12 protein-coding genes are annotated in these 15,289 nt (G+C 50.1%); 4 read left to right on the top strand and 8 right to left on the bottom strand.

From position 1 onward, the window contains the following. Window positions 1-679: 679 nt before the first annotated feature. Window positions 680-3,211: a response regulator gene (locus AC2215_RS10770; protein WP_486809995.1), complete on the top strand. Its 2,532-nt coding sequence runs from the start codon at window positions 680-682 to the stop codon at window positions 3,209-3,211. 670 nt (window positions 3,212-3,881) lie between these two features. Here the strand turns inward: AC2215_RS10770 and AC2215_RS10765 are convergent. Beyond that, entirely contained in the window at window positions 3,882-4,913 is a 1,032-nt protein-coding gene (locus tag AC2215_RS10765) for a M20/M25/M40 family metallo-hydrolase (RefSeq protein ID WP_486809994.1), read from the bottom strand. 169 nt (window positions 4,914-5,082) lie between these two features. On the opposite strand from AC2215_RS10765, the gene AC2215_RS10760 reads away from it, so the two are divergent. Both AC2215_RS10760 and AC2215_RS10755 read left to right on the top strand, forming a co-directional pair. Then, a complete protein-coding gene (locus AC2215_RS10760) occupies window positions 5,083-5,355 on the top strand; it encodes a hypothetical protein (RefSeq protein WP_486809993.1) in 273 nt (90 codons plus the stop codon). Window positions 5,356-5,358: 3 nt separating this feature from the next. Next, window positions 5,359-5,643: a hypothetical protein gene (locus AC2215_RS10755; protein WP_486809992.1), complete on the top strand. Its 285-nt coding sequence runs from the start codon at window positions 5,359-5,361 to the stop codon at window positions 5,641-5,643. Window positions 5,644-5,706: 63 nt separating this feature from the next. Here the strand turns inward: AC2215_RS10755 and AC2215_RS10750 are convergent, their stop codons facing one another. The 5 genes from AC2215_RS10750 to AC2215_RS10730 form a co-directional block, all read right to left on the bottom strand. Continuing rightward, entirely contained in the window at window positions 5,707-6,165 is a 459-nt protein-coding gene (locus tag AC2215_RS10750) for an RNA-guided endonuclease InsQ/TnpB family protein (protein WP_486809991.1), read from the bottom strand. Next, complete coding sequence (locus AC2215_RS10745; protein WP_486809990.1) at window positions 6,122-6,451, bottom strand: RNA-guided endonuclease InsQ/TnpB family protein; 330 nt, start codon at window positions 6,449-6,451, stop codon at window positions 6,122-6,124. Before AC2215_RS10745 ends, AC2215_RS10750 begins: the two co-directional genes overlap by 44 nt. A gap of 148 nt (window positions 6,452-6,599) precedes the next feature. After that, window positions 6,600-7,610, bottom strand: coding sequence for a sulfotransferase family protein (locus tag AC2215_RS10740; protein ID WP_486809989.1), 1,011 nt, complete (start codon window positions 7,608-7,610; stop codon window positions 6,600-6,602). A gap of 403 nt (window positions 7,611-8,013) precedes the next feature. Beyond that, window positions 8,014-9,675 (bottom strand): SulP family inorganic anion transporter, encoded by a 1,662-nt coding sequence (locus AC2215_RS10735; RefSeq protein ID WP_486809988.1) that lies wholly within the window; start codon window positions 9,673-9,675, stop codon window positions 8,014-8,016. A gap of 345 nt (window positions 9,676-10,020) precedes the next feature. Then, window positions 10,021-10,197, bottom strand: a complete 177-nt coding sequence (locus tag AC2215_RS10730; protein WP_486809987.1) for a sodium-dependent bicarbonate transport family permease — start codon at window positions 10,195-10,197, stop codon at window positions 10,021-10,023. Window positions 10,198-11,257: 1,060 nt separating this feature from the next. Between AC2215_RS10730 and AC2215_RS10725 the strand changes: the two genes are divergently transcribed. Further along, window positions 11,258-12,949, top strand: coding sequence for a GspE/PulE family protein (locus AC2215_RS10725; RefSeq protein WP_486809986.1), 1,692 nt, complete (start codon window positions 11,258-11,260; stop codon window positions 12,947-12,949). On the opposite strand, the gene AC2215_RS10720 is transcribed toward AC2215_RS10725, so the two are convergent. Continuing rightward, window positions 12,923-13,771, bottom strand: coding sequence for a PspA/IM30 family protein (locus AC2215_RS10720; RefSeq protein ID WP_486809985.1), 849 nt, complete (start codon window positions 13,769-13,771; stop codon window positions 12,923-12,925). The genes AC2215_RS10725 and AC2215_RS10720 overlap by 27 nt on opposite strands. A gap of 171 nt (window positions 13,772-13,942) precedes the next feature. Then, window positions 13,943-15,208 (bottom strand): hypothetical protein, encoded by a 1,266-nt coding sequence (locus AC2215_RS10715; protein WP_486809984.1) that lies wholly within the window; start codon window positions 15,206-15,208, stop codon window positions 13,943-13,945. Window positions 15,209-15,289 lie beyond the last annotated feature (81 nt).

Genomic DNA, 15,289 nt, shown 5'->3' with positions numbered 1-15,289 from the left:
AACACGGCAAGGTCTTTACTGATGGCCGATCGCGCCAGTGCTCTGTGCTATGTATCCCTCTTCTGTCATATCGAGTTCGGTTGAATACTTACAATGACCGTTGTGGTGAGAATCGGGGGCATCGGGAGCAACGAGAGCATGGGGAGAGACTGAAAGAAGAGATGGATCGGGTTTCGCTATAATTGTCACGAATTATTAGAACTTGATATCACTTCCATGAGGAGGCTTGTCTAACCGACTCTTTCCCCCCTGTTCCCCAAGTCTCCCAAAGCCCCCCACAGTTCCCCAAAGCTCCTTTTCCCTGGATACCGAACGCTCGATCGAAGCCGTCGGTGTTAAGTTGGTGTTGGGAATATCTTTCGATCGACCCGAGAGACAAATTAAATTTCAGTGTTTGGTGGTTCGTGTAGCAGAGAAAAAGACTCAATCCGATACTAGTTGTTGTTCGATGCGATCGCTTGCAATACTCCGTGAGGGGTCTTGGGGTTTCTACCGATCGAGAAACTCTTGCCAGTCTCTAATCGAGTTGAAGAAGGTTTTCCTTTGTAAATGAGCCAGAGAGAAGCCCTTCATCGTCGCGTATATCGGGCCGACTTTCTCTGAGCCTCTATGAAACAATAGGGGAATTTGAAGCAGGGAGCATTACCATTTCTACCCAGTGCTTTATAGGACTACCCCGATGTCAATTCGATTTTTAAATCGTATTCTATCGAGAATACTTGGGCAAGCCTCCCTGCGGGCGGTTCTCGCGATCGCGATGGCATTACCAGTGTTGGCAGTGGTGGTTTTGAGTCGATCTCTAACCACCATCGGTCTAGGGATGACGCTCGTCTTGGGTGTTGTCGGATTGGGATTGGCTGCGATGGTAGCCAAGGCGATCGAATCTTGGATTCTCGAGCCGGTACGATACTTACATTGGGGGACGCAAAGTCTGGCGGCACTGGGAAATGGGAATTTCTCAGAAGGAGTTCGATCGCCTCGCGCAAGCAACACGGAGGAAAAACCTCTCTCTGAGTGTGACGATCTCCTCAGAACTTTGGCGCAGTTGCGCGGTCGAGATCGAGCCGCATACCCGCGGGTTTGGGAACGTTCTGACGAACTGGGTCAACTCGTCAGCAGCTTCCATCAAGTCCTGAAGCGGATGGAGGCCGCTTTAGTTGCTTCGGAAACACAACGAGAAGAACTGCAACGTTTGGATCGGCTCAAAGACTTATTTTTGAGTAGTACCGCTCACGAACTGCGCACCTACTTTAACGGTACCATCGGCATGGCCGAATCGATCCTTGAAGAGAGCGATGATTCTCCCTCAACTTGGCAAACTCAAAGTTTGTTGGCGATCGCCAGTAGCGGACGCAGAGCCTATCATTTTATTAACGATATTCTCGACATCGCCCACCTGAAGAAGGGAACCATCGAGTTACAAATTCAGTATCTCGATTTGCGCACGATTGTCGAAGATGTGTTGCAAACCCTTCATCCTCTTTGGGGGGAAACTGATGCAGTGCAGGTTGAAGGGATTCCCGATAATTTACCCCTGGTGCGGGCCGATGAAAATCGCCTCAAGCAAATTTTCTACAACCTGATTGGCAACGCGATTAAATTAACCAGTCGAGGAACCATCGACATTTGCGCCCAACAGATTTTCGATCCCGATCGTCCCAGCATCGAGATTGCGATTTCCGATACCGGTATGGGAGTTCCCGAAGAGCAACTGGCGCGGATGCTGTCTTTTTTCGATCGGGCCCAAAGCGAGATCGTCTACGAGTACGGGGGGATGGGCGTCGGACTGGCGATCGTCAGTAAACTCGTTGAGGCCCATGGCGGCAAACTTCAAGTTCGATCGACTCTGGGTAAGGGTTCCCAGGTGAAGTTTACTCTCCCCATTTTGACAGATCGAGATCGGAGTGTGGACGAAAACGTTCTCCAACTCCCAACTCGTCCCATGGTGGTTCGGAGAAATTCGGAATCGATTTTCAACCCCGTTGCCCCCACTTACTCCAACGGACAACCTCCGGTAAAAGTGTTGGTTGTTGATGACGATCCGATTCACGTCCGGGCGATCGTTAACTATTTAGTGTCAGAAAATTACGAAGTCTATCGTGCGTCCAATGGACTAGAAGCACTCGATGCGCTCAATAATAACTTTCGTCCCGATATCATTCTACTCGATCTGGTCATGCCCGGAATGACGGGATTTGAAGTGTGTCAAAACATTCGCCAAACCTTTCATTCTCACGATTTACCCATCGTCATGCTCACGGTCAAAAATCAAGTCAATGAAGTGATGGCGGGCTTAGATGCGGGGGCCAATGACTATTTAACTAAACCCATCTCCAAACACGAACTCATTGCTCGAATTAAAACCCATTTGCGATTATCTAATCTCAATGCAGCCTACAGTCGATTCGTCCCCAGCCAGTTTTTAAAACTCCTCAAAAAAGATAGCATCGTCGATGTTAAATTAGGAGATCATATTCTTCATAGAGAAATGTCGATATTATTTTCTGATATTCGTTCTTTCACAACGCTATCGGAAAAAATGACACCGGAGGAAAATTTTAAATTTATTAATTCTTATTTGTCTCGTATGGAGCCGGAAATTATGAAAAATCATGGCTTCATCGATAAGTATATCGGCGATTCGATTATGGCTCTCTTTAGTGGCGGTGCAGATGATGCCATTCGAGCGGCGATCGCCATGCTCCACAAATTAGTCGAATACAACCAACACCGACAGAGTATTAACTACGATCCCATTCAAATCGGGATTGGTATCAATACTGGCTCGCTTATGCTCGGTACCGTCGGTGGCAGAAATCGCATGGATGGAACGGTGATTAGCGATGCTGTTAATTTAGCCTCTCGCATCGAAAGTTTGACGAAAGAGTATGGTGTTTCTCTTCTCATTTCCCATCAAACATTTGCCAGCCTGGAAAATCCCAATGAATATAAAATTCGTCTCATCGAACGCTTGAAAGTGAAGGGAAAATCAGAAGCGGTTGCCGTTTTTGAAGTTTTCGACGGCGATCCGCCACCACTGCGAGATGCTAAGCTTGCCACCACAGGAATTTTCGAGCGAGGCGTACTCTTTTATTACGGTAGCTCTTTCCGGAAAGCGGCGGATTGTTTTGAAGAGTGTTTGGAAAAAAATCCTCAGGATCGGGTTGCTCAAATTTATCTCGAACGCTGCAAAAAATATCATATTACCTAAAGACTGCCGTGAAGGTGGGCAAGGGAAGAGGGATACTCGGGTGAGATGGAAATGTCCTCGCGGTCGTGGCGACTGCGAGCGATCGATGGATCGCTCGTCATTTCACAAAATGCGACAACCGATCTCGGTTTTGTTTACAAAAATTAACTTAAGTGTTAAATTAAGTTAAAGAAATAAAAAAGTCGTGGAAAACTGCCAACGATTGAAACCCTAGGCTTACTGGGTGTTGCAACCGGATATCGCGAATCAACAGCTTCGATAGAAAGCGATTCAGGCGATCGATCTCGGGAAAGTTGCGATCGTCAATCCCCTTGCAATCTTAAAAATATTTAAATATCGTCATTGAATTTCTCCCAGACTCTAGGTTCGCCTCGACCTGGGGATTTTTTTTGCCAAGTCACACTTCTCCTAGAGTTAAATCTCTTTATCTTTATTCATAAACACCTGACTGCCTGACACAAGTACCTCAAAGGCTTGCTCTGTCTATGTTCTACTATTTACAACTCAAAACTCGTTTTGAGCGAATGCGATCGCCTACAAGCCATGACCTGCCGTCAAGCCAGTCATTGAGTTTTCACGAGAAATCAAGGGTTTGACATAAATGTGTCCGGCAGTCAGCATAAACACTCATCTTTCACCCATTTTGTTTATGGGTTTGAGGCAGCATGACTTAAGAGTTTGGCTGTACAGAGTGTCTTTCTAGATCCTCATAACTCTCCAACAAGATTAAAGCTGCATTCAAAACAATTTGCACCGACCCGACAAAAAAATCTCGATCGAGGGTTTCGGGTAAATCCGTGGGTTGATGATAGTGGGGATTTCGGAAATTCGCCGTATCCGTCACCATCACCGCACTGACTCCCTGAAACCAAAATGGGGCGTGGTCGCTACGGAGAACGTCGGGGGTGAGGAGACCGCGCAGGGGAATCGGCAGGGTAACGACGGGGGGTAGTTCGGTGTTGCGGGCGGTTTTGAAAGCGTTGAGTAATTGGGGGTCTTCTGCATTGCCAACGACTGCCAAAAAGTCTCCAGTATCGGGTAAGGCAACGGCGGGTAATCCCTGGGGGTACTGCTGGCAGCCGGGAGTGCGACAGGCAAATCCGAGCATATCTAAAACGATCGCCCCGTGGAGGCTTTCGGCATCAGCGGTACTCGCAAAGTGTAAACTCCCGAGCAATCCCACTTCTTCTGAGTCAAAAAATACCAGTTGTAGGTTGCGGGGGGTTTCTCGATTCGCCAGTAACCGGGCAACTTCGAGGACGGCGGCAACTCCAGTGGCGTTATCGTCGGCACCGGAGGAGTTGGGAACGGTATCGTAGTGGGCCCCGAGGAGGATAGTTCCGGCTGCAGCATCGGTTCCAAGACGTTCGGCGACAATATTAATGCCGCCGTCAAAGGATTGGAGTTGGGGGGAGTATCCAGCTTCTTCGAGGGATTGGATAATATATTCTCGGGCCCGATCGCGATCGACATTCCGATACCGTTCGTAAGCCAGGGCTTCGACGTGTCCCATCAACTGGTTGCCGCTGACTTGGGGAAATCGGCGATCGATATGGGTGGGTTCGACGGGTTTTTGTTTGATGGATTTGGCGGCTTCGGCAATGGTAGGCGGCTGGCTGCCACAACCGAGACCACTGAAAATTCCCAGCAAGGCGAGTAACCCAAGAGATTTTGCGATCGAATCTTTCTCACCCCAATTCACCCTCGTGCGAATTCTCCCATTCCGATCTTTCAAGTTCGAACTCCGTGCAAAAAGAATGCCGACATCTCAATAAACCACAAAGAGATAAAGGACGCGACTGCCCAGATCGGCATTTCGCCAGGTTGGAACGCTTCAGCTACGATCGAAGATCTCATACGCGCAAAACAACATGACCAGTAACGACTTACGTAAATACCGGGCCTTTCGCGATCGCCTCTTAGAAGTGGGGGAAGCCGAACCCCGTACCATTGACGAACTCTTCGATAATGCGATCGCCCTCAAGCGGCTCCTAGGGAAAGAGATGACCCCGAGGCGACAGCAGACGGTTGGTTTCTTGACGAATAATTTAACGTCCACTTGCGATCGGCTGGGATGGTTGCAAGTGGAGTGCGAAGGAAATCGGATCGTATTTTCCAGGGATGGATATGAGTTCGATTTTTAGAGAATGTCGTCACGATCGTCAGGACAGTCTAATCTCACAAAGCGCATTCCTCTTGCCGAGCCTCCCCTACCCAAATTCAATACGAACCTTGAGATTTCCCCGGCAGAAAAAGCCGATCGAGAAGGGTGGCTGTCCCAGTTGGATTGGACTCGCGAGGAGTTTGTCGAACGGTATCGCCGAGGCGTAGCCAAAGGGGTGGTTCTCGCCGCAACCAATTCCCATCAGCTTGCCCGAGAAACGGAGAGTGAACTCGCCATAGCGCCTCTACTCCAGAGCGCTGGCTTCTGATTTCGCGGGGGATTCCCTCCACTACGTTCCGCCCCAACACGGACTTGCGTCCGCGAAGTTGTCTTACACCCCTACGGCAGCAGAAGTCCTGGTTCCCAAGACCTTTAGCTGTCTAATCCCCTCTGCTCTGATATTGATTGCCGCATTTTCATCACGGTCATGATGCGTACCGCAACTCGGACAATCCCAATAGCGAACATCTAGCGGCAATTCGCTAATCCGATCGTGACAGTTTGAGCAGGTTTTCGAGCTGGGGAACCATCGGTTGATCTCGACCAACACCTTTGCGTCACGTTCGAGTTTGTACGCAAGGAAGTTTACGAAGGTTCCCCAACCTACATCGGAAATAGCCTTGGCTAATTTATGGTTCTTGACCATACCTTTTACGTTCAGGTTTTCCACCACGATGACTTGGTTGTCGTCAACGAGCTTCCGAGAGAGCTTGTGTAAAAAGTCTTGACGAGCGTTGGCTAAACGCTCATGTACCCGTTTTCTTCGACTTGAACCGAGGATAACGCGCACGACCCGCGAAGAAGTTCTTATACGCCGTCGTCAAATTCAATGTCGCGGCTTGGAGAACTTGAGAATAGCACTCTTTGAGCCACTCGGTTTCTGGGTCTTTTTTGAGTTTCGGTAAGTACGAATTGAGCGCTGATTGCTTCAGAGCCTTCCCCGTCTCCTGATAGGTGGTAATACTCAAGTTGAGAGCGTAATTCCACCACCACCGAGCGCAACCAAAATGTTGAGCGAGAATCTGTTGCTGCTCGTTGGTCGGATAAATTCTGACTTTGGTTGCGCGGTGTTGCACTGTTTATCACCGTTTGTTACTACTATATACAATTCACAGTAAAATCATTCCGGATAATAAGAACTATATGCATAGCTTTCAGCGATTGAGAACTGGGTACTTATTTCTGCCGCGCTGCACTAGAATTGAGAGCGATATTTTTGGCATATTATATGCCAAGCTTTAAACGCGAATAGATTTTTATCCTCTGGAGTGCATCAATATGACCTTTTGTATTTTTGAACATTGCGATAAATTTTCGTGGGGGATGTTCAAAATATTTGTAATTTAGAATCTCTAAAGCTGAGATTTTGGGTTGTGTTAATTGCATGTTGTACCCATACCGCTCTAGCATTTCTCCTGCTACAGCTTCAAAAATACGTAGCTCCCGTGGTGTCATTTCAGTGCGCCATTTTCCAGAATTATTTTTAATAATAGGCTGGGAAAGATTTTGCTGGTTTTGTCGATCCGTCATATAAGGCGCACTGTTCGTGTGAAAATTCAGCATCTCCGGAGCAAAATATTCTCCTAAAAATCGACAAATATTGTGCAGAACCCGTTCTGTATCTGAGAGTAAGTCTTCATAACGAACTTCAAACAAAGAATGTTCGTCAAGATTCGCTTTTAATTCTTCAACAATATCAAGATAGTTCACCCACCTTTTAGCAAGATGATATATATGTTTAGGACCAAAGCGAGCTTGCTTCAAAGATAATGCCACATCACGTCCATCACGAACCAGATGAATCACTTGTGCATTTGGGAAACCACTGATAATTTCACGCCAGTAGAAAATATGGTCAGGTGTTTTTTCCCCCCAGCGTTGCTTCCTTTCACCTTGAGTCCAGGCAAGCATTATGCCATTAACGACACCGTGAAAATCAAACCGGTCAATTGCTTCAAGAGCAAGTTTACGGTCAGGGCGAGGATACCAGTCGTTCATGACATCCGTACTGAGAATATCGTCCACCAAACGTTCGCGATTTTTTGCGAAGTTTAGATCGCCATAATATTTGAGCCACGGATAGAAGGTATTGTAGAGATGAGATTCATATGGGATCGCAATTTCTGGATGAGCTCCGATAATCCGACTCAAAAGTGAAGTTCCAGATCTCGTTGAGCCAAAGATAAATATGGGGCGAGATAATTTTGTCAACTCAATTTTATTTTCGGTCGTCATGATTGTCATCCCAAATTAATGAAAAGCAGCACCAAATAGGGCGTTCCAATGGACGACTCATCAATCTGTTATCCTTTTTACACCCTTGACTTGATTCTATTCAATCTCATTTTCATTTGTCATCAGAAGTTTTTAAAGTTAGCGTAACGATCGAAAATGGGGAAAGAATGATAAGATTCTTTCCCCAAGCAATGAAAAAATGAAGTCTGAGGATCGCCTCATTTTCTAGGGAGTGGGTTGCGACATTTGTTCAACCCCATCACACTTTTCATGAATCCATACAGATGGGTGGTGCTTTCTCTAGAGACCCCACCTAGCCCTTGGGCTTTGAGGCTCGATCGCTCTAAGATTTCAATTCAATCTCGACTCCCGTAGGTTACGAAAAGGGTGGGAACAGCCATATCTAATAATGTGCCACTGTCACCTGAGAGATTCCGGTAGACAGTTGCAAGGCGGTGAGGCGATCGGGGACGCAATGGCGCGGGGGAAGGCGATCGAGGAGTTTTAAGCGGCGCAGTCGGGATTTCACGGCACCGCTAGCCCCGGCAATAAAGACTTGGCGGCGCTGGGTGCAGGCATCTTTCACCATATTTTCGATCGCCAGAGAGGCCGTCACCCCCAGAATCGGCACGTCGCTCAAATCCAGAATCAAAATATCGTAGTGTCCCACCATGGAGATACGTTGGGAAATGGTTTTCGCCGCCCCGAAACTCAAGGGACCGCTGAGGCGAAATAGCAACACCCGATCTCGAGCTTGCTTCAAAAGCCGACGCTCTTCCGGACTCCAGCTTTCATCATCGGAACTCACGACCGCTCGGACGTTTCCGCTTTGCCAATCTGTCAGACGCTTGACTGTGAGCAAGTTGGCGACGAAAACCCCTACGGCAACGGCAGTAATCAAATCGACGAACACCGTTAGGAACAAGACCATATACATCAATCCGGCGGCCTTGAGAGAGATTTGGTGAGCGCGTTTGAGGAAACTCCAATCGATGATATCGATCCCCACTTTCAGAAGAATACCCGCGAGAACGGTGTGGGGAATCTGCTCGGTGAGGGGGGCGGCAAATAATACTACCACCACTAAGACGACCGCGTGAATCACGCCGGAGAGGGGAGTGCGACCGCCAGCTTGGACGTTAATCACCGTCCGCATGGTGGCACCCGCACCGGGCAGACCGCCGAACAGCCCGGAAATCATATTACCGATGCCCTGACCGATGAGTTCGCGATCGGAATCGTGTTGGGTTCCGGTAATGTTATCGGCTACCAGGGAGGTGAGCAGAGAATCGATCGCTCCTAAAGTCGCCAGCATCAAGCCGTAGCCGATAATATCTTTGAGTCGATCGAGTGGTAAAATCGGCAAGCTCAAGCTGGGCAAACCGGTGGGAATGTCCCCAATTCGAGGGATATCAACCCCATTTAAAACCGTCACGGAGACGAGAGTGCCGACAATCAGAGCCAGCAGGGGTGCGGGAAAAACCCGATTCAGCTTGGGGGGCATCAAAAAGACGATTGCTAGGGTCAACACCCCCAACCCCGCGGCCCCCGGATTGGGATCGAACAGGACGGAAGGCAGTGCCTGAATCGATGCCACCACCCCGGCAGACCCTTCATGGCCTAATAGGGGAGCGATTTGGATGGCAATAATAATCGCGCCGATCCCGGACATAAAGCCGGAAATGACGGTATAGGGCATCAGGGTGATATATTTCCCCAGCCGCAGAATGCCGAAGAGGATTTGAAATACTCCCCCCAGAACCACGACAGTAAATGCCATCGCCAGTCCCGTAGCGGGATCGTCGGCACTAGCGGTAAGGGTGGCAAACACCGTCGCTATCACCACGGTCATCGGTCCAGTGGGACCGGAGATTTGAGAGGGCGTGCCACCGCACAGGGCGGCAAAGAAGCCGATAAAAACGGCACCGTAAAGACCAGCAACGGCTCCCGCACCGGAAGATACGCCAAAGGCCAGTGCCAGTGGCAGGGCGACGATTGCAGCGGTCAGACCGCCAAATAAGTCGCCGCGCAGATTTTTGAAATGTAAGCGATTGACAATTTGCATCGGGTGAAGCTCGGTAGATAGCGAATAGCGATCGGTTTGAGTAAGGGATGCAGTTGGCGGATTCGGGCGATCGTCGAAGAGGAGGTCACGGTGACAATCGCCCTCCTGAAGCAGAGGAAGCCAACATCAGAGTGGAGATGGAGAGAGAAGATTTTGCTTCGGTTGCGTCTTGTGTAGATACCGTTGACAAAACAATGGAGATTCGATCTTAGACTCCTCTTTTCGAGGATCGATCTCTCTAGATTGTGTAGATTGTGTTTTTACACCCTGATTCGTGGCGGCGATCGCCCATGATTTGTTTCCAGGATATCGGTGGCGATCGCTCACCTCGTTGGACTCTCTATTTTAAGTCCAAAATCGATCGATAATACCGAGCAATATTGGAATCCCCACAATCATCTTAAAGGGAAATGTCAATTGTAAAAACATGAAAATATACAAACTCGGGTTAGCTTTAGGAACGGCAATGTAAGAAGTGTTGGCTGACAATACAAAAAATCGTACTACATCATCATCATGCATCTGGTTGATTCATCGCTAGGGTAATTTCCGAGCGGGAGTTCAACATGGGTATTAAGATACACAACTCACAGAAAAACGAACCTCCTTTTTTCTGACTCTGAATCCGTTGGGTGGCAACCTAACCCGTATTAATGGGTAAAAATCCGAGTATTCCATCAAAGCGGTATCAGGTTCGATCTCTTTCTCTCTTTTTTAACGGATGACCCGTCTCACGTTAACAAGCCTTCTTCTTTTTAGCTCGAAATCCTCAAATTGCAATGGGTTAGAAAGTATATTTCAAGAGAGTCGTTCTCGCTCCATCAAGGGGAACCTTTACTTTTTCTGATGGGACTGCTCACATCAGAAAATAGCAGAGATTTTCTCGATCTTAATCTCAGAAAACAAAACTTAAGATAAGTTTAGAATTAATAAAGTTTGACAAAAATTCATCGCCTTTATAAACCTCTCTGATTGTTCGATACGAATCGTTGTAAAACTATAACTCAATCGAGACATCCATATTTTCAATATAAATCGAATTCGCATTCAATTGATGCAAATCGATCGTATTAAATCAGAGATATTTTAATTTACAAAAGAATACAAAAAGATTGTTTTAGTAATAATTCACGAAATCGACGTTCTCTTTCCCAGCTCATTTGGCAGTGGCGATATCACACTACGAAACGTCAGTTTGGCTGAAGTGACCTCGCCCAAATACCGATTCTCGGTGACGTTCGGGCGGTTGACGATCGCGCCTTGACCAGCCAGCGGACAACACTGGGGTACATCTCGAATATGCAAACGAAAGTACTCCATTCCCCATTCCCTTTTGCGTCTGAATACGACCATACATCCCGCTCTTCAAGCCACCATCCTTACAGAACATTTGACGCCCCCGAATTTTGCCCCGAATTTTGACGCACAATGGTAAACAGCGATTTTATGCGCGTTTGAGAATCTTCCAGAAAAGATGTATCGAAATGTCAGGGTGACTCGGGGGTTCGCGTCTAAACCTTCAATCGTAACGGTTCGCGTCCGGAGTCCCTCTGGTGCGATCGCCGACTCGATCTCGAATCCTATGACTCAGACACCTTCAATTCCATCGGCTTGGCAACAACTCCGGCATCGTTCCATTACCTGCAAGCAAGCCCTCGAACTTCTCGTCGACCCAAAAGGCATCGTCAACCTGACCTTACTCGATTCAGAAGTCAGCTATCGCTTTTTCCGGGAATTTTCCGATAAGGATTCCCTGCCGGCGATCGTGCCGTTACTGTTGTGGCAAAACTGCTTCTACCTGGGAATTCCCGTCCAACTCTCGAGGGAAGAACGGCAGAAACTGAGCGATCGCACCTTTACCGATATCAAAGTCATTTCCATCGCTCAAAAAAGCTATAGCGCCTGGTATCACGCCAAAAACTACAACCCCCACGCTATCAGTTCCGCCCCCCTCGTCAACCCCATCGAAGGGGAAACCGGCAAAGAGGATATTAGCGAAACGACCCAACTCTTCCTCAGCCAAGCCGTCGACCAAATCGGGCGCATCAAAACCCTGATTTCCGGTGCGTTACGGAACCGGGCGAGCGATATTCACCTCGAACCCACTCCAGAAGATGGTCTGCGAGTGCGCTATCGCATTGACGGGATTTTGCGAGACATCACCACCCTCCCCGCAGAAATTAGCCGTCGAGTGGTCGTCGCCCTGAAAGTGATGGCCGAGATCGATATTGCCGAAAGTCGCCGTCCCCAAGACGGACGCATTGGGGAAAAGTACACCTCAGAACGGGAAACCGGGCGGGGACTCGATATGCGGGTGAGCATTCTCCCCTGCATTACCGGGGTAGACGGCAATCGGGAAAAAGCGGTGATTCGCCTTTTGCCCCAAGACAATCCCTTCGGCACCCTAGAAGATTTAGGCTTCTCCCCCCCGGTTCTCAAAACCTACAAAAATTGGTTGCACCAACCCCAAGGCATGATTATCCTCACCGGTCCCACGGGGTCGGGGAAAACCAGCACCCTCTACACCAGCCTGCAAGCAGTGGCGACCGAACACGTCAACGTCGTCACCGTGGAAAATCCGGTGGAATACGTACTGCCGGGACTGACGCAAACCCAGGTGAACGAAAAAGCAGGGATGACCTTTGCGGCGGGGCTACGAGCGATTTTGCGCCAAGATCCCGACATTATTATGTTGGGGGAAATTCGCGATCGAGAAACCGCTGAAACTGCTGTCCGTGCTGCCCTCACCGGACATCTCGTCTTCACCACCCTCCACACCAACGATGCCGTAGGGGCGATTCCCCGCCTCAAAGATATCGGACCCGATCCCGGTTTAATTAGCGATGCGCTGTTGGGAATCGTCGGACAGCGCTTGGTGCGACGGGTTTGCCCCCATTGCGCTGCCCCCTATTCTCCCGAACCCGAAGAGTTGGACGTGTTGGGACTCGATCGCGCAGAAGCCCAGACGGAGAATTGGCGCCAGGGAAGCGGCTGTGCCAACTGTTTCAACTCCGGCTATTCCGGCAGAGAGGCGATCGTCGAACTACTCGATGTGGATGAAACCGTGCAGGAAATTATTTACGAAGGGACGGTGACGCAGCTCAATCACTACCTCGATCGCACCGGCTTTCAGTCTTTTCGCTTAGCGGCGATCGAAAAGGTCACGACCGGTTTGACCACCGTTGAAGAAGTGAAGCGCGTTCTCCATCGAAATGCCTTGCGTCGCCGAGTGCGAAAGGCTGTACCCTCACCCCCGATCCCCCTCTCCCGATAACTTGTCTTTGAGGGCTCTCAATTGCTCGTCCACGTTCCCCCCACTTTCGAGGGAGGCAAATCGGCGTTCGATATCATCGGCATCAAGTTCGGCGATGGCTTGCGATTTCGCTTCGAGTTCGGTAACTCGGTCTTCCATGCGCTCGAAAGCCGCCACCGTCCCGTCAGACCGATTTTGTTGCAACATTTCCACCAGTTTCTGAGACGCTTGGGCCGAGCGCGCGCGGGCCACGTACAGGTCTTTTTTCGCTTTCACCTGAACGATTTTACTTTCGAGCGATCGCAGATTGTCCCGCAGTTGTTTGACGATGTCCCGCTGGGGTTCGAGCTGCAATTCTAGGGCTTGCAGGGTTTCCTGGTAGGTTTGCCGTCGGATGAGGGCTTCTCGGGCTAAGGATTCGTCTCCTTTTTGCAAGGCCAGTTGAGCGCGGTTGTACCATTCTTGGGCGCGGTTGCGCGTTTGGTTGCAATCTCGCTCGGTGCGCTTCTGAGTGGCGATCGCCTGAGCGACCCCCTGACGGAGGCGAAACAGCTCGTCCTGCATTTGGCTCAACGCCCGTTCTAGGAGTTTTTCAGGATCTTCTCTTTTACTGACGAAATGGTTGATTTGCGCGCGAGCAGCTCGCCAGATTCGATCGAACAACACGAGATTCAGGGGATAGGGGACGGGAGAGGACTGACAAGGGGATGTTTTTGAGATTCGGGTGGATGCGATCGGATCCCTAGGGATCCGGATATGCAAGGGAACGCCGACGGAAGGGGGAACCTCACTCTTGAAATCTCGTTGACCCTGGACGAGCGATCGCATCCTCATACGACTCATACTAAGAGTATTCCTGGGTTAGGAGGAGGAAACCGGAGAATTGGGGAATGATTTCCGCCGATCGATCGCCCGTTCCTCCCAAAGCTTTTGCGGGTTGACCGTCGACTCGCTGTTTTCAGGATAGCGAGTTTAGACCTAACTGAGTAGAGATCTGCGATCTTCACTCGATGTTTACTCGGGTTGATAAGCTTGGGCGTTAAGACCTTGCGCTGTGAGCCTCTCCACGAGTTGTTGCGCCTCTTCATCGGTGTCGAAGGCTCCCACCTGAATGCGTTCGCCCACGGGGAACTGCCGTAAGTAAGCATCGGGCACCGTCTCTCTGACTTTTTCCCAGGCTTGGGGATCGTACTCTACCACCACAAAATGGAAGTCGTAGTAGCGATCGTCTGCATCGACGGGGGGTTTGGGAACATCTGGATTCGGAGTGGGGGTCGCGTTCGGCGATGGCGTGTTTGTGGGATTGGCTGCCGATGAATTGGCATCCGGTTCGAGGACGCGATCGAGATTGTTCAACGTACTGGTACTGCCGGTTGCAGAAGCCGCTGGGGGAGTTGTGGGTGTGGGAGTGGCGCGGGGTACTGGCGTCGGACTGGGGTTGACGCTGCCCAAGTTATCCAGTTCGAGGTCTTTGAACTCTTCCTTCGATAAATCGGGAGAGGGCGGGAGCGTGTTGGCTTCCTGGGAAGCGTCCTCTGAGTTGGGCGCGTTTGCGGTCTCCGTTTGAGGAGATCGACCTAAGAAACGGGCAACGCTGGCGGGTTTGAAAATGGCGTACCCCAAAGTGGCTGTTGCCAGCAACAACAGCAGCACCGAGCCAATGGTCAGGATGCCGCTCATCCCTTTTCCGGCGTTACTGCCATCGGTGTTGGGAAGCGGATCGCCGGTGGTTTTGAGTAACTCTTCAGAGGATTCGAGATAATCTTTCGGCTCGGTGGTTCCCGTGTCGGGAGTTGGAGTGGGCGGTGCCGTTGGTGCTGAATCGGCACTGACTGAAGCTAAGGTGGGAGTGCTTTCATCCTGGGGTGGCAGGCTTGCCGTACCGTTCGTCGAAGTCGGGGTGACTGGAGTGACTGGTGCGGCGGCAGCCGGAGGCGGAACCATTGGCGGTAACTCCGGTTGCGGGGGCGCTGCGGGGGGTTCGGGTTTCGCGTCTTCAATGGTGAGGGGTTGCGGCCCGGCCGGGATCGTGGCTTCGGGTTGGGTGGACGGCTCCTCTGGTTTCAGAGCGGGGGGTTCGGGTACGCTTTCTTCTACAACGGCCACCCCCTCTTTGGGCACCGTGCTCGTCACTGGCACTCTCAAGGGTTTTGCCGCTTTCGAGAGTCGCCGATATCGGGCCAATTCGGCATCGAGCTGAACATCCAGGCTGCCCAATGCCACTCGTAATGCGGGCTTCAAAGATTGATTTGAGGATTCTCCCGAAGAAGATGGACTCATGAGAACAACTCCTGCCGTTTTGTGCGGGGATGGGGAATGCCATCAATGAGGTTCCTACACTCCCCAGGCTTTTTAATGTTT

The organism is Zarconia sp. (assembly GCF_057467645.1).
The sequence above is the reverse complement of the archived record's forward strand: the minus strand, read 5'-3'. Positions and strand labels throughout refer to the sequence as shown.